At 35.7% G+C, this 16481-nt stretch carries 17 protein-coding genes; 2 read left to right on the top strand and 15 right to left on the bottom strand.

What is annotated here, in order from left to right; genetic code table 11:
- The 10 genes from CF599_RS08825 to CF599_RS08780 form a co-directional block, all read right to left on the bottom strand.
- On the bottom strand, window positions 1-1059 hold the full coding sequence (locus CF599_RS08825; protein WP_121965669.1) for a M20 family metallo-hydrolase: 1059 nt from the start codon (window positions 1057-1059) through the stop codon (window positions 1-3).
- 44 nt (window positions 1060-1103) lie between these two features.
- A complete protein-coding gene (gene argB / locus CF599_RS08820; protein WP_121965668.1) occupies window positions 1104-1883 on the bottom strand; it encodes an acetylglutamate kinase in 780 nt (259 codons plus the stop codon).
- A gap of 2 nt (window positions 1884-1885) precedes the next feature.
- Window positions 1886-2884, bottom strand: a complete 999-nt coding sequence (locus CF599_RS08815; protein WP_121965667.1) for an acetylornithine carbamoyltransferase — start codon at window positions 2882-2884, stop codon at window positions 1886-1888.
- A 13-nt stretch (window positions 2885-2897) separates the two neighbouring features.
- Window positions 2898-4037 carry an aspartate aminotransferase family protein gene (locus CF599_RS08810; RefSeq protein ID WP_121965666.1) on the bottom strand — a complete coding sequence of 380 codons (1140 nt, stop codon included), beginning with the start codon at window positions 4035-4037 and terminating at the stop codon, window positions 2898-2900.
- A gap of 12 nt (window positions 4038-4049) precedes the next feature.
- Window positions 4050-5021, bottom strand: coding sequence for an N-acetyl-gamma-glutamyl-phosphate reductase (gene argC, locus CF599_RS08805; RefSeq protein WP_121965665.1), 972 nt, complete (start codon window positions 5019-5021; stop codon window positions 4050-4052).
- Window position 5022: 1 nt separating this feature from the next.
- Window positions 5023-6222 carry an argininosuccinate synthase gene (gene argG, locus CF599_RS08800; RefSeq protein WP_121965664.1) on the bottom strand — a complete coding sequence of 400 codons (1200 nt, stop codon included), beginning with the start codon at window positions 6220-6222 and terminating at the stop codon, window positions 5023-5025.
- An 18-nt stretch (window positions 6223-6240) separates the two neighbouring features.
- On the bottom strand, window positions 6241-6921 hold the full coding sequence (locus tag CF599_RS08795; RefSeq protein WP_121965663.1) for a GNAT family N-acetyltransferase: 681 nt from the start codon (window positions 6919-6921) through the stop codon (window positions 6241-6243).
- Between the two features lie 839 nt (window positions 6922-7760).
- Window positions 7761-8273, bottom strand: a complete 513-nt coding sequence (locus tag CF599_RS08790; RefSeq protein ID WP_121965662.1) for an adenine phosphoribosyltransferase — start codon at window positions 8271-8273, stop codon at window positions 7761-7763.
- A 29-nt stretch (window positions 8274-8302) separates the two neighbouring features.
- Window positions 8303-9349: a glycosyltransferase family 9 protein gene (locus CF599_RS08785; RefSeq protein WP_121965661.1), complete on the bottom strand. Its 1047-nt coding sequence runs from the start codon at window positions 9347-9349 to the stop codon at window positions 8303-8305.
- A 75-nt stretch (window positions 9350-9424) separates the two neighbouring features.
- A complete protein-coding gene (locus CF599_RS08780; protein ID WP_121965660.1) occupies window positions 9425-10030 on the bottom strand; it encodes a DUF4254 domain-containing protein in 606 nt (201 codons plus the stop codon).
- Window positions 10031-10089: 59 nt separating this feature from the next.
- Between CF599_RS08780 and upp the strand changes: the two genes are divergently transcribed.
- On the top strand, window positions 10090-10743 hold the full coding sequence (gene upp, locus CF599_RS08775; RefSeq protein WP_121965659.1) for a uracil phosphoribosyltransferase: 654 nt from the start codon (window positions 10090-10092) through the stop codon (window positions 10741-10743).
- Here upp and CF599_RS08770 read toward each other — a convergent pair.
- Window positions 10738-11676, bottom strand: coding sequence for a DUF6427 family protein (locus CF599_RS08770; protein WP_121965658.1), 939 nt, complete (start codon window positions 11674-11676; stop codon window positions 10738-10740). The two genes, upp and CF599_RS08770, sit on opposite strands and share 6 nt — an antisense overlap.
- A 111-nt stretch (window positions 11677-11787) precedes the next feature.
- Here CF599_RS08770 and CF599_RS19825 point away from each other — a divergent pair, with 111 nt between their 5' ends.
- Window positions 11788-12018 carry a uracil phosphoribosyltransferase gene (locus CF599_RS19825; RefSeq protein ID WP_121965657.1) on the top strand — a complete coding sequence of 77 codons (231 nt, stop codon included), beginning with the start codon at window positions 11788-11790 and terminating at the stop codon, window positions 12016-12018.
- A 9-nt stretch (window positions 12019-12027) separates the two neighbouring features.
- Here the strand turns inward: CF599_RS19825 and purD are convergent, their stop codons facing one another.
- From purD to CF599_RS08745, 4 genes are all read right to left on the bottom strand, one after another.
- Window positions 12028-13299: a phosphoribosylamine--glycine ligase gene (gene purD / locus CF599_RS08760; protein ID WP_121965656.1), complete on the bottom strand. Its 1272-nt coding sequence runs from the start codon at window positions 13297-13299 to the stop codon at window positions 12028-12030.
- A gap of 105 nt (window positions 13300-13404) precedes the next feature.
- The gene (locus CF599_RS08755) at window positions 13405-14757 is read right to left on the bottom strand and encodes an exopolysaccharide biosynthesis polyprenyl glycosylphosphotransferase (RefSeq protein ID WP_121965655.1); all 1353 of its coding nucleotides are present in this window, start codon (window positions 14755-14757) and stop codon (window positions 13405-13407) included.
- Window positions 14757-15740, bottom strand: a complete 984-nt coding sequence (locus CF599_RS08750; RefSeq protein ID WP_121965654.1) for a UDP-glucuronic acid decarboxylase family protein — start codon at window positions 15738-15740, stop codon at window positions 14757-14759. Before CF599_RS08750 ends, CF599_RS08755 begins: the two co-directional genes overlap by 1 nt.
- Entirely contained in the window at window positions 15737-16480 is a 744-nt protein-coding gene (locus tag CF599_RS08745; protein WP_121965653.1) for a WecB/TagA/CpsF family glycosyltransferase, read from the bottom strand. Before CF599_RS08745 ends, CF599_RS08750 begins: the two co-directional genes overlap by 4 nt.
- Window position 16481 lies beyond the last annotated feature (1 nt).

Raw genomic sequence — 16481 nt, 5'->3', positions numbered from 1 at the left:
CTACACGATTTGTTTTAACATCTCTATATACAAGGCTATTCCCTCTTCGATCTCATTTACATAGACGAACTCGTCTGCTGTATGTGAGCGAGCAGAGTCGCCAGGTCCACACTTAAGTGATGGAATACTTAATAAAGCTTGGTCACTCGTAGTCGGCGAACCATAAGTAGTTCTTCCTAATGCGATACCTGCCTGTACGATCGGATGATCCTTTGCTATCGAAGATGGTTTTAATCGAGTAGAACGCGCATTGACATCACAGTCTACATGCTGTCTTATCATATCTAACACCTCTTCATTCGTATAAGCATCTGTCACACGTACATCCACCACGAAGTCACATGTAGATGGAACTACGTTATGCTGTGTACCTGCATTAATCATCGTCACACTCATCTTGATTGGTCCAAACTCCTCAGACACCTTAGGAAACTGATAGCTATTAAACCATGCTATATCTTTTATCGCTTTGAATATTGCGTTATCTCCTTCATTACGCGCTGCATGTCCAGAACGCCCTTTAGCCACGCAGTCAAGTACCATTAATCCTCTCTCTGCTACCGCTAAGTCCATTAGGGTAGGTTCTCCTACTATAGCGAACTCTAATTCTCCTAACTTAGGGATTACATATTCTAAACCATTATTACCTGATATCTCCTCTTCTGCAGTTGCAGCGATACAGAAGTTATATTTTAATCCTTCTTGCTCGTAGAAGTAAAGAAATGTAGCGATAAGTGATACTAAGCATCCACCTGCATCATTACTTCCTAATCCATATAATTTTCCATCTATCACCTCAGGTTTAAAAGGGTCACGAGTATAATCTTTATTCGGTCTCACTGTATCGTGGTGAGAGTTTAATAGAATAGTCGGCTTACTCGGATCATAGTGTTTATTAAAAGCCCAAACATTAAAAAGTTCTCGGTGTATAGATACTCCATGCTTCTCTAAGAAATTAGAAATAAGATCAGATGTAAGGTGTTCTTCCTTACTAAATGATGGAGTAGCTATTAACTGCTCTAATAAAGCTATAGCCTGTTGTGATAAGTTATCTTTCATTATGGTTGTCTAATAGTTAGTGGTCTTTGTGTTTCAGTATATTTTTAGAGTTTAATCGTAGTACCAGCCATTTCATCTAATAGATCCTCAGCCTTCTTGATACATACTCTGTTTACTCCTTGGTTGACAGCCGCCAAAGCGTTTGTTATCTTTGGCAACATACCATCTGCTATCACCCCTTGTTGTTTTAGTTGTGTGAAGTTCTCTTGATTAATGGTCGTTATCACAGAGTCCTCGTTGTTCATGTCTTGCAACACACCTTTGCGTTCAAAACAGTACACTAAAGCTACTTTATACTCAGTAGCTAAAGCAACAGCTAAATTAGAAGCTATGGTGTCCGCATTCGTGTTTAGTAGTTGGCCTTCCTTATCAGTCGTAATTGCAGAGAATACAGGATTAATTCCGATCTCTATCAATTGTTTTAGACGAACCACATTCACATCGCTTGCTTCAAAGTCTCCCACATAACCATAGTTAATTGGTTCTATAGGGCGTTTATGACTCTGTATAAGCTTAGCATCTGCTCCTGAGATTCCCATCGCATCACAACCTCTCGCCTGAAGCTGAGCTGTGATTTGTTTATTTATCAATCCTGCATATACCATTACAGCTATAGGTAACATCGCATCATCTGTAATACGACGTCCGTTGACCATTTGAGTTTCTATCCCCAACTGCGTAGCCATACGTGTAGCTAACTTTCCACCACCATGCACTAAGACTTTCGGTCCTTCTATTTTTGCATAAGTGTCTAAAAAATCGCTTAACGCAGACTCATTATCAACGATATTCCCTCCTATTTTAATAACTGTAAGGCTTTGCATAATTATTGTTTTTTAAGCATTTCTTTTAATACTGACTGTGCAGCCCATACTCTGTTACCCGATTCTTGGATCACGATAGCGTGCTCACTATCTAATACTTCAGAAGAGATTACTAAATCACGTCTAACTGGTAGACAGTGCATTACTTTCGCTTGGTTAGTTGCCTTTAATTTATCTAAAGTTAACATCCAAGAAGAGTCTGTACATGTTATCTGTCCGTAGTTTTCATAACTTGACCAGTTTTTTACATAGATGAAATCTGCATCAGCTAATGCCTCATCTTGATTCGTCGTCATTGTCGCCCCTTGAGTAAACTCTTCTTTAAGAGCATATCCCTCAGGATGAGTAACTACAAAATCTACAAGGCCTTCTGTCTGCGCTCTACACATCCACTCTGCGAAAGAGTTAGGTACTGCCTGTGGCAATGCCTTAACGTGAGGAGCCCAAGTCAGTACTACTTTAGGTTTCTTCCCTTGAGGAACTAACTTCTCTTGTGCCTCGTCATATTGATAATCAAAGTGCTCTACGATAGTGATCAAGTCCGTAAAACTCTGTAAAGGGTGTCTTGTCGCACTCTCTAAACTCACTACAGGTTTTCCACAGTATTTAGCGAACTTGCTAAATAGCTCTTCACTATAATCTTCTTCTGCATCTTTAAGTCCTGGGAAAGAACGAAGTCCTAAGATATCACAGTACTCACCCATCACGGCAGCAGCTTCTCTAATATGCTCTGCTGTATTTCCGTCCATCACGACACCATCTTTCGTCTCTAATGCCCATCCATCAGATGTCATATTCATCACCATCACATTCATCCCTAAGTTAGCCGCAGCCTTCTGAGTACTCATCCTCGTACGCAAACTTGGGTTTAAGAATACTAAACCGATCGTTTTATGCTTACCAAGAGTCTCTTCTGCAAAAGGATTTGCCTTACATGCTAATGCGTCTTTTACAGCATTAGATAGAGATGATATATCGTTAACGGAGAAAAATTTTTTCATTGTAATTGTCTTTTTAGAATTGTTGTAATCTGCTGTTGAATTTGTCCAAGAATAAATCAGCCTCTACTTGAGTTAGATTTAATGCTGGCAACAACCGAATTACATTAGGACTTGCTGTCCCTGTAAAGATGTGATCTTTCACTAAAAGTTCTTTACGAACATCTTTTAATTCAGGAGCAAGGTCTATTCCGATCATTAATCCTTTCCCTCTTACTTCCTGTATCTTATCCATTTTCTTTAATTCGCTAATCAGGTAATTTCCTACCTTAGCTGTATTCGCCATTAGGTTATCTTGCTTCATTACTTCTAATACAGATAATGCTGCTGCACACGCTAAATGATTACCTCCAAAAGTCGTACCTAACTGTCCATGCCAAGGTTTAAACTGCTCACCGATAGCAATCGCACCAATAGGAAATCCATTCCCCATCCCTTTAGCCATCGTGTAAATATCAGCTTCTACTCCACCGTCATTCACTCCATAGAACTGACCAGTACGCCCATACCCACACTGCACTTCATCAGCGATAAACACTGCTCCGTACTGTGTAGTTAAGCTTTTGATCTTCGCTAAAAAGCTATCTGTAGCTACCTTAATACCTCCTACACCTTGAATTGCCTCAATAATAACAGCTGTAACTTCATCGCCATAAGCCGCAAATGCTGCTTCAAGCGCTTCCTCATCATTAAATGGCAAGAACACGATATTATCCGTTTGATTCACTGGAGCAACTATCTTTGGGTTGTCAGTAGCTGATACCGCAAGAGATGTTCTACCGTGAAACGCCTTGTCAAAAGCGATTACTTTCTTCTTTCCATTGTAAAAAGAAGCCAACTTTAAAGCATTCTCATTTGCTTCAGCACCAGAATTACACAAGAACAATTGGTATTTATCTAATCCAGCTACTTCTCCTAATAAAGTAGCCAACTCCTGCTGAAGAGGAATTTCTATTGAATTAGAATAAAATCCTATTTTATTTAATTGGTCTGTTACCCTTTTTACATAGTGTGGATGCGTGTGTCCTATAGAGATCACAGCGTGTCCACCATATAAATCTAAGTACTCTTGACCTTTGTTGTCATATACATAACTCCCTTGACCTTTTACGATTTCGATAGGGTTTAGGGGATATACATCATATAATTTCATCATAATTACTTCTCTTTAGAAAGCCGAAGCTTTAAGTTGTAAACCTGTATTCTCTTCTAATCCGAATAACAAGTTCATATTTTGAACAGCTTGTCCACTTGCCCCTTTTAATAGGTTATCTATAGCACTAGTAACCAATACATCATTACCTTGCTTCACGATAGACACAAGGCATTTATTGGTATTAACTACTCGCTTTAAATCAATTCCTTTCTTGCTAACATGCGTAAAAGGATGAGGTGCATAGTAGTTAGTATACATTGCGTAAAGCTCTTCTACTGATAAAGTCGATTCAAACATCACACTTGCAAATATCCCTCTCGCAAAATCTCCTCGCTCAGGTATAAACTTGATGTTCTTTATATAATCAGGTTGTAACTGTACAAGACTCTCTCCTATCTCATTTAAATGTTGGTGAGTGAATGCCTTATATACTGATATATTATTCGCTCTCCAGCTAAAGTGAGATGTCGTAGATAAACTCTGTCCTGCTCCTGTAGAGCCAGTCAGTGCATTGATATAAACAGACTCAGGCATCTTACCTGCATCAGCTAATGGCAATAACGCCAACTGTAATGCTGTAGCAAAACAACCTGGATTAGCGATATAATGTGCCTTCTTTATCTTCTCTTTATTCAACTCAGGCAATCCATAAACGAACTCACCTGATGTCTCTTTTAATCTAAAATCCTGACTAAGGTCAATGATCTTGATCTCTTTATCTATCTTATTCTCTGCTAAGAATACTTTAGAATCACCATGTCCCATACACAAGAACAATACATCTATATCGTCCATCAACACATTAGTAAAATGCAAATCCGTATCGCCAAATAGATCACTGTGTATCTCATATACTGGTTTACCAGCACTACTGTTAGAATGTACAAAGGCAATCTCTACTGCGGGATGAGGTAGCAATAAACGCAATAACTCTCCCCCTGTATAACCTGCACCTCCTACTATTCCTACTTTTATCTCTTGCATATTATTCTTGGTCTTGGTTATTAACTTTATGCCAAATCATTACTTGGTTACCGAATATCTTAGAGAACCCTTTTACATCTTCCCCTGACCAAGCATTATTCATCTCTCCGTAGCTACCAAATTTATTAGACATTAGATCATGTGCTGACTCTATACCTATCACTACGAAACGGTGTGGGTGAAGCTCTACGATCACTTTACCACTTACAGTCTGCTGTGTACTCGTCAAGAATGCTTCCATATCTCTCATCACTGGATCGTGGAATTGTCCTTCGTGTAGGTAATTACCATAGAAAGAAGCCAACTGCTCTTTCCAGCTAAGTTGCCATTTCGTTAATGTGTGTTTCTCTAAAGTGTGGTGTGCTTTTACAAGGATGATAGGTCCTGCTGCCTCAAAACCAACTCTTCCTTTAATACCGATAATAGTATCCCCTACGTGAATATCTCTACCAATACCAAATGGTTGAGCCATATCTTGCAACTGTTGGATTACCTCAGTAGGTTTAAGTTTCTTACCGTTTAACGCTACAGGCTCACCCTTTTCAAATTCGATTTCCACTGTTTCAGGAGTTGACTTTGTTATTGGTGTAGGCCATGCCGCCTCAGGTAAATATAGATTAGAAGTTAGGGTTTCTTTTCCACCTACTGAAGTCCCCCATAATCCTTTATTAATTGAATATTTTGCTTTCTCTGCATTGATTTCGACACCGTGTTTTTGTAAAAACTCAATCTCTTCCTCTCTGCTTAATTTTAGATCTCTAATCGGCGTAATGATTTGCACATTAGGCACTAATATATTAAAGATCATATCAAAACGCACTTGGTCATTTCCAGCTCCTGTACTACCATGAGCCACTGCCTCAGCACCAATCTTCTTAGCGTAGTTAGCGATAGCTGTAGCCTGACATACACGCTCTGCACTCACTGATAATGGATAAGTCGCATTCTTTAATACGTTACCGAATATCAAGTATTTCACACTGTCATTATAGTAATCTTCCGTTTCGTCTATAGTCTTGTGAGATGCTACACCTAAAGCGAAAGCTCTCTCCTCAATAGCTTTAACCTCTTCTGCGTCAAATCCACCTGTGTTAACTGCTACAGAGTGCACTTCATATCCTAATTCTTCTTTCAAATAAATTACACAGAAGCTTGTGTCTAATCCTCCGCTAAATGCTAATACTACTTTCTTATTGTTCATGATCGATGTGTTTAAAAATTAAAATAGATTTGTTTTTTTGACTGTTTTCTTTAATTGCAATTGCAATCTTTTAAGCAAAGAGACTTTCTTTTGCATATTCTTAAGTCGCTCTTTTGCTTTGGTCTTTTGGTCTATTTTATTCCGAAGCTCCTTTTCTTTGTCTTCAGGGTTCCAAAGCATTGCTGTACACAGACAGTTCTTCTTTTCCTTACTTTGTAATATTTGGAAGTTCACACAGCTCTCACATCCTTTCCAGAACGTCTCATCTTGAGTTAATTCTGAATAAGGAACAGGTTCGTAGCCTAAATCTGAGTTGATCTTCATTACAGCAAAACCAGTAGTTAAGCCGAATATTTTAGCCTTTGGATATTTTGTTCTCGATAGGTCGAATACACATTTCTTAATCGCTTTAGCCAATCCCTCTTTTCTAAATACAGGATTAACAATCAGTCCTGAGTTGGCTACATAATCACCGTGACTCCAAGTCTCGATGTAGCAAAAACCAGCCCAAGTACCATCTACATGTAAAGCGATAACAGCCTTACCTTCAACCATTTTATTGGCAACGTATTCTGGTTTTCTTCTAGCGATACCAGTCCCTCTAGCTAGAGCCGACTGAGCCATCTCTTCACAAATTTGTTCCGCATATCCTACGTGCGTTTCGTTCGCAGGAATAACGATAAACTGATTTGAATTCATTTCAAAACAAGTGATTAGGATTCAATACAAGTTAAGAAAATAATACCAAATAGGTACAATATTCTACTACTGTCTGAAAAAGCATTAAAAATATATGATATATGTACAGATATAATGCCAAAAAGGGCATTATACTAAAAAAGGCTAAAAAAGATTAAGCCCGGACGCGAGTTGACCGCGAAATAGAAACAGAAGTAACCGCAACAGATGCTAGAGCAATGTTGTTAGAGATAAAAGTTATATTTAAATCGGTTCTGTTCATAATTTTATTCTGTGCTTAAATAAGCATCAACAAAGTTTTCTAATTATTATTGGATTTTGCAAGTGTTTTCTTAAAAAATTAAAACACCTTTCAATCCCTTATAAATTAAGAGATTATCTAGCATCAATGAAAATTACTTTTGCCAAGCGACATTGCATATCTATCATTTCACGTCGAATAGCATCTAAACTTCTCTTTTTATTAGTTAACTTTGCCTAAAATAAAATCACTCATTTCACGGTGATAATTATACAATAAAACAGTTTCCTATTTTCCCAAACAAGAGGACTACATACACAAAATAGAGACAATAAATAAGAAATTCTTACTTGTTTTACCCCACCCTAATTCAATACTATTTTATTATTACTTTAATGCATTCTCATTCCATATGAATGAATAATGACTGCATAGTAGTTCCATAGTGACTGCATTAAAAACGCTGTTTTAATGGAGTCACTATGGACTCATTATGGACTCACTATGGACTCATCCGAACCAAAGTCAAAAAAAAACCTATCCAATACCTTATAATAAGAAGTATTGGATAGGTTTTTAATTATAGATTTCTAGATGCTTAGTAGCTGATTAAGCTCTTTACATCATAGTTACCTAACTTATCTCTTCCGTGTAAGAATGATAGCTCCATTAAGAAGTTAACTTGTACTATCTCCCCTCCAAGGCGTTCTACTAATTTACATACAGCCTCTGCGGTACCACCTGTCGCTAATACATCATCATGGATAAGTACCTTCTCTCCTGGCTTAATCGAATCAGTGTGTATCTCTAAAATATCTGTTCCGTACTCTAAACCATAGGCTTCAGATATAGTGTCAAAAGGTAGTTTACCTGGCTTACGCACAGGGACAAAACCTGCACCTAATTTTTCTGCTAATAGCGTAGCGAAAAAGTATCCTCTACTCTCCATCCCTACTACTCTATCTATCTTCTTATCACCTACTAATGCTAATAATTGCTTAGATGCTTCCATCATGGCAGCGTGGTCATTTAAAAGTGGGGTGATATCTTTAAAACCAATACCTTCTTTTGGAAAGTCTTGAATATCTCTAATATAATCTGCTATTCTCATAGTCAATGTTTTATATTGCAAAAATACAATTATTTATCTGATTTTATTACTTCAATTATCTTATCACACACTATTTGTGGATCTATGGTATACATTGCTTCTTCATACCCCTCTACCTTCTTATTTCCATACACTGAAGTAGGTAATAATGGGTACTTCTCTCTATCTGCAGTTATACAGTAATCTGCAGGTTGATTAAACGGTGCGAAACCAGCATAAGGATGTGTTGCCCCCCAAAGGGTAACAACTTTCTTGCCAAGCATTGCTGCTATATGTGCATTTCCTGAATCCATAGATAACATAGCATCTAAATGCTGAATAAGGTTGATCTCTACATCGAATTTCACCTTACCTGCCATCACGATTACATTATAATTATCTCGCTTCAATTGGTTTAATAATGCAATCTCTTTCTCTCCACCTCCGAATAAAAAAATAATAGACTTCTCACGCTCTGCAAGAGTATCTACTACCTGTTGCATGAGGTTTAAAGGATATACTTTAGTCTCATATTGTGCGAAAGGAGCGATACCAATCCATACCGTATCTTTCTCTTTTATATACTGTAATAGCTCAGGAGCTAATGGTGGTACTTCAGGAAACTGCGGATTAGTTAAATCAACTTTAAATCCAAGTTTTGCAAGGGTAGACTGATGATTAGAGAACATCGTAGGCAACTGTTTAAATACCTTATTCTCTGCACGAGTCAATTCTTTTTTTCCCTCTCTTCCCTTGTCTAAAGCAGCTACTTTGACTCCTGTCAAACTGAAAAGTGTGCGGATAATCTGTGAGCGAAGAACATTGTGAAAATCGGCAAAATAGTCAACTTTCAATTCCTTCAAATCACTAAATAAGCGGATTAATCCCAAGAAACCTTTGTGTCTTTTCTTTACATCTATTGCAAAAAATTCGACTCTATCTATATCCTTAAAGAATGGTTTAAAAAAAGGACGAGATACAATAGTAACGCGAACATCAGGATGCTGTGCTATTAAAGCACGTACTACAGGTACAGTCATAGCGACATCACCCATAGCAGACAATCTAAATACCAATATATGTTTCAACTGTGCCACAACAGATTAAATTAGGTTAAGAACAAGAAAAGCGTGATGACTCACGCTTTCTATATATTTTTATCAAAGATATAATTATTTCTTGTTTTGGTACAATACAGGGTTTAATTCCTCGTCATTGTACATTTTCATTTGTTTATACACTTTCATGTACTTGTCTCCACTAGCGATATCATTTAATAAGTCATCAATAGCAGTAGTTAAATCTTTCTTTTGTTCTAAAAGAACGTCTAACTTAACTTGACATTTATCTCTGTGATCTTGAGAAGCTTCTACTCTAGTAGCCTCTTCGTTCATATGATATATTTTAAGAGATAAGATAGAAAGTCTATCTATAGCCCAAGCAGGACTTTCAGAATTAATCTTAGCACCCGCTTTTACTTGTACATCTTTATGTAGTTGTAAAAAATAGCTATCAATATATTCTACCATATCCGTACGCTCTTGATTAGAAGCATCTATTCTTCTTTTTAGAGTTAGCGCCGCTACAGGATCAATTTGTGGATCGCGAATAATATCTTCGAAATGCCATTGTACAGTGTCAATCCAGTTCTTTAAATACAATAAATGTTTGATATCATCTTTTGGATATGGATTGTTGATTGGTTGATCAACATTATCAAATTTATGATAGTCACGAATACTCTCTTCGAATATTGGAAATGCTAATTCTGAAAACATACTAAATATTTTATTTACAAATATAGTTTTTATACCTTTATCGTACTAATTATACCGAGATGAAAATTCATTATATTTCCGCAGAAAACAGTATTCTAAACCACTTTTTAGCACAATTAAGAGACGTAGTTATCCAAAAAGATAGTATGCGCTTCAGAAAAAACATCGAGCGTATCGGTGAGATTATGGCTTATGAGTTAAGCAAGAAGTTGCCGTTTAAGGATATTGCTGTACAGACACCTCTAGGGGTAAAACACACAACGTGTATCGAAGACAATGTAGTATTATGCTCTATCCTACGTGCAGGATTAGCGCTACACACAGGGTTTATGAACTTCTATGACAACGCTGAGAATGGATTCGTATCCGCTTATCGTCGTCATGGAAAACATGGAGAGGCAAGTGAGATCTTAGTAGAATATCAAGCTGCACCTTCATTCCAAGATAAGATATTAATTCTTATCGATCCAATGTTAGCTACAGGTCAATCTTTAGTAGCTGTAATCAATAAGTTAATGGCTGAAGAAAAGCCAAAAGAACTACACATTGCAGTAGTTATCGCTGCTCCAGAAGGAATCAAGTTCTTAGAAGAGAACCTTCCTGACAATGTGAATTTATGGGTAGCTACATTAGATGAGAAACTAGATGACCATAACTATATCGTACCAGGTCTAGGAGACGCAGGAGATTTAGCTTATGGGCACAAGTTATAATATTAACTGCATGATATAGAAGAATACTCCAAGTCCGAATACACTGTATACGACAGCTTCTCTTCTCCATCTCTGTGGGATACTTTCAATATAGTTAGCTCCCAACACTGATAAAGGAAAGAATGTAAAAAGAAGTGTTCCATTATTCTTATCAGCCGAAACAACATATATCGCAATACCTATAAGGAATGACAAAATGATTTTCTTATAGGTTCCTTGCATATTATATGGTTTTGAAGAAATCGTTAGTGCCTGACTAACAAAAAACAACAAGGCAATAGGTACAAATACTGCTAATGAAATGTTTTGATACTGATTCTCAAAGTACATAAAGTCAAAACTTACTCTACACTTATCCCAAAACCAATCATAGTAACTGATATTCTCAATTACTAAGTATATCTCTAAAAATACTGACACGCAAAAGAAAGCGATAACAGGTATAAACCAGTTGCGATAGTCTTTGGTTCCAAAAAAAGCAATCGCTACAAAAAGAAGTAAAAAGAATAATACACTCCAGAAATGGAATAAACTTGCTACAAATATCCATAACGAAGTATCGAATATCTTCTCTTTAGATTGGTTAAGTGAGTGCAAAGAAAATATTCTACGCAAAGCAAGCATAACAAAGTAATTAGCTATAATAACCTTACTATGTACTAAAACGGTAGGGAAGAGCATCAGAAAAGAGACAAATAGTAAAGGAACATAAGCATTATCCTTCACTAACCTATTCCTAGTAACGACGAACTGAGATAAGAACATCATTACCATCAACAAGCCTAGTAAAACAGTTCTTTTACCAAATTCATAACTAGTCCAAATCAACTGATCTTGGTCTATAAATAGATACAAAACACTGATCAATAAGATTAAGATGGTCAGTATAATGTAATTAATTGGTTTTGTTTTACTAAAAATACTTGCTAACATTTATATATTTTATATTTTTGTACATACTTAAGCTATTCTCACTTTTTAAAAGTAGGATATCTTTAGTAACGGATTGATAAAATAGTTTTATTTAATTTAAAATAAAGTACGATGACTTCATTTTTTCTTGGTTTAGGATTCCTATTTGAAAAAGTTCTATTTATTCCAATGGATCTTTTTGCAAAATTAGAATTAACAAATTGGTGGACTGCTAATATCATTACTTGGGTATTTATCCTTATTACTTGCTACTGTTTCATTTTTTGGTTGAAACAACTAAAAATGTTCAAGGCAAATAATGAAGATAACCAAGATACTACAGCCCACTCATTTTTAAAATAGTTCCGATTTTTACAAATCGAAACCTATATCTGAACGGAAATAAATCTTATCGAAATTTAGCTTGTCTATATTTTGATAAGATTTTTTTAATGCCTCATCGTAAGTATTTCCAAAAGAAGTCACTGCTAATACACGTCCTCCATTAGTCACAACTTCTCCATCTTTAAGAGCAGTTCCTGCATGGAATACGATAGAATCTTGTACTTCTTCTATACCTGTAATCTCTTTTCCTTTTTCATAATCTTCAGGATATCCACCTGATACTAACATAACAGTAGTCGCTGTACGTTCGTCAAGTTCAATCTCCATATCACCTAAAGTCTCATTCGCTATCGCTTCAAAAAGAGCTACTAAGTCAGTCTTAACTCTTGGCATTACCACCTCAGTCTCAGGATCTCCCATACGTACGTTATACTCGATAACATAAGGATCATCACCAACTTTAATAATACCAATAAAGACAAAACCTTTAAAGTCTAATTTATCTTCTTGTAGTCCTCTAACAGTAGGAATAACAACTCTATCTTCTACTTTCTTTAAGAACTCAGGTGTTGCAAAAGGAACAGGCGAAACTGCCCCCATACCTCCTGTATTCAAACCTTTATCTCCCTCACCAATGCGTTTATAGTCTTTAGCAGTAGGTAATAATTTATAAGACTTCCCGTCTGTTAATACGAAACAACTAAGTTCTATACCTGCTAAAAACTCTTCTATTACCACTTTAGAACTTGCATCACCAAACTTAGCATCTACTAACATGTTCTCAAGTTCAGCTTTAGCTTCATTGATGTCTTCTAAGATCACAACTCCTTTACCTGCAGCTAATCCATCTGCTTTCAATACATAAGGTGCTTTAAGCGTCTCTAAGAACTTCTTACCATCCTCTACTGTATCTTTAGTGAAAGTAGCGTATGCAGCAGTAGGTATATTGTGTTTAAACAAAAACTCTTTAGCGAAATCTTTACTTCCTTCTAATTGCGCCCCTTTCATAGATGGCCCGATAACAGGAATATGGTTTATTTGTGCATCCTTCTTAAAGAAGTCAACAATCCCTTTTACAAGTGGATCTTCAGGTCCTACCACTACCATATCAATCTTTAGTTCTAGAACAGTAGCTTTCACTGCCTCGAAGTCATTTGGATTGACATTTACATTCTTCGCTATCTTCGCAGTACCAGCATTACCAGGACCTACGAATAACTCTTCACATTTAGAACTTTGAAGCATTTTCCAAGCAAGTGCGTGCTCACGTCCTCCTGAACCTAATAGTAAAATTTTCATTAATTGTGTTGTTTGTTATTAAGCATCAAAAATAAATATAAATAAGTCAATAAAGAAAGTAACAGCAAATAAAAAAGCACCTAATTTATAATTAGGTGCTTTATATTAGTACGCTTTCTTTTCTCCTTTAAAAACATTGTATACAGTTAGATATACAATCTTTAGATCTAATAAGACAGACCAGTTCTCTAAATAGAACAAATCATACTTAAAACGGTTTATAATATCTCTATCAGTTTCTATCTCTCCTCTGTAACCGTGAGTCTGTGCCATCCCAGTAATTCCAGGCTTAATTAAATGTCTAAGCATAAATCTATTTACCCGCTTAGAATATAATTTGGTATGAACTACCATATGAGGTCTAGGCCCTACAATAGACATGTCACCTATAAACACATTAATAAACTGAGGAAACTCATCAAGGCTCATCTTTCGAATAAACGCTCCTATTTTTGTAATACGCATATCATTCCTAGTTGCCTGTTGTTTATCACAATCATCATTCATCTTCATAGAACGAAATTTGTAACAAACGAACTCTTCATCATTAATCCCAGTTCTGACTTGCTTAAAAAACACAGGTCCTTTAGACTCTAGCTTAATCAAAATAGCTAATAAAGGAAACAACCAAGACAATATGAATACAATCACTAAAAATGAGAATACAATATCAAATAATCGCTTTAAAAGTTTATTATACGGTTTATCTAAAGGGATTACTCGTCTAGGTAGAATCGGTATTATATCATAATATTCTACCTTTAAATTATTAATGATAATTTGCTTCTGAGTAGGTACATACTTTAAGGTAATCAAATTATTATCAGCTAGCTCAAGTAGCTCATGATAATCATCTCCCTGTACGATAGAAAACTGTATATATATCTCGTCGACCTTGTTATTAAGAATAAAATCCTTTATTTCCTGAAACTTCTCATTACATAAAACACTACCATAAGTTTCTAAGATCCTATATCCTAAATCTTTCCTTTTAATAAATAGCTTTTGTAATGTGGTGATTTCTTTCCCGGTACCTATGATTATAATATTCCTAGAGTTTCCTCCTAACACACGTCTGAAATATTTTAAGGAAAAGAAGATTAAAAATTTAGCAAAGGTTATGATCCCAAATGAATATACACAATACAATAACAATTCAAGAGGTTCTGCAAATCCTTCTACGATACCATTAAAAGCCATTAAAAGCACGATTACAATGGCAAACTGCTTTACTATCTTCTCACCTATTTTTACAACGCGTGTATATCGAAATACCTCATAGAAGCTACTCATCCAGGCAGCTACTATCCAGCCTAACGAAATATAAATATGAAATAGATACATCATATCCTTTAAACTACTAAAGGATATTAAGGCCATAGCATTAATGACAACTAAGTCTATAGCTATAGTTAATGGTCTGATTAAATATGAATATCTTCCTGAATTCTTACTCACTAGTATATGTACTTTGAAAAATCTTTATGTTCTTCTTTTAATAAATCTTCATTTGAGTAGTTTTTAAAATACTCATATGTTCTTTGCATTCCCACACTTCTGTTTACTTTAGGTTCCCAACCTAAAATATTTCTTGCCTTATCAATGTTAGGACAACGTTGTAATGGGTCATTTATTGGTAAATCCTTGTAAATAATTTTTTGACTAGAGTTTGTAAGGGCTATTATCTCTTTCGCAAAATCAAGAATTGTTATTTCATCAGGATTTCCAATATTAACAGGCAAATGATAGTCTGATAATAGTAGTCTGTAGATACCTTCTACTTGATCATCTACATAGCAGAAAGACCTCGTCTGTCCTCCATCTCCAAAAACTGTAAGATCTTCTCCTCTTAATGCTTGGCCAATAAATGCGGGTATAACTCGTCCATCATTTAGTCGCATACGAGGTCCATAAGTATTAAAGATACGAACGATTCTAGTCTCAACATTATGAAAGGTATGGTAGGCCATCGTTATAGATTCCTGAAAGCGCTTCGCTTCATCATATACTCCTCTAGGTCCTATCGTATTTACATTACCATAATACTCTTCAGTCTGTGGGTGTACTAATGGATCACCATATATCTCAGAAGTAGATGCTATAAGGATACGAGCTCCCTTCACTCGAGCTAATCCAAGGAGATTATGTGTTCCTAATGAGCCTACTTTTAAAGTCTGTATTGGTATTTTTAAATAGTCAATAGGGCTTGCAGGTGAAGCAAAATGAAGAATATAATCTAACTTACCAGGTATGTGTACAAACTTAGTCACATCATGATGGTAGAATTCAAAATTACTTAATTGAAACAAATGTTCAATATTCTTAATATCTCCTGTGATAAGATTATCCATTCCAATCACATAATATCCCTCAGCGATAAAACGATCACATAAATGTGATCCTAAGAATCCAGCTGCTCCAGTTATTAATATACGTTTCATTGTTTTTTAAACTTTTCTTTTATGACTAAAAATATAAACTTCCCATTTGTAACAAAACTTCTCTTCCACATTCTTTTAGGTTCCTGAAGAAACCTATAAAACCATTCCATTCCACAATTTTGAACCCATAAGGGTGCTCTTTTTACCTTCCCTGAAACAACATCAAAACTTCCTCCTACTCCCATAGTAAATCCTACAGATGAAAGCTGTTCTTTATACTTTGACAAAAAAATCTCCTTTTTTGGAGAACTAATTGCTACAAACAGATAATTAGCTTTACTGCTAACAATATCATTTACAATTGAAAGTTCATTTTCTTCAGTAAAATAACCATTTCTATAACCTCCTATAATACTTTCTCCATATAGACTTATAAACTTGTCTGCTACCTTACTAACGACCTCTTCACTAGCGCCTAACAAATAAACTGACTCATTTCTCTTCGAAGCGCGCTCTACTAGCTTCACAAATAAATCAACTCCAGAGACACGTTCCTTTAGCGGCTTACCTAGAAGTTTAGATGCCCATACTACTGCCATACCATCAGCATTAACTAAATCTGCATTTTGTATACTTTCCAATAATTCCTTATCATCTTGCATATTAACCAACTTTCCTGCATTAACTACGATTTGCATAATAGGTTGTTGATTATCAACAGATTTAGTAATAACATCAATGGTTTCATCCATTGTTAAGTTATCAATATCAATCCTAAACATTTCCTTTCTATCTAACATA

Origin of the sequence: Myroides sp. N17-2 (assembly GCF_002286775.1) — a bacterium.
Classification (GTDB): domain Bacteria; phylum Bacteroidota; class Bacteroidia; order Flavobacteriales; family Flavobacteriaceae; genus Flavobacterium.
This window is presented reverse-complemented; position numbering and strand designations above follow the sequence as displayed.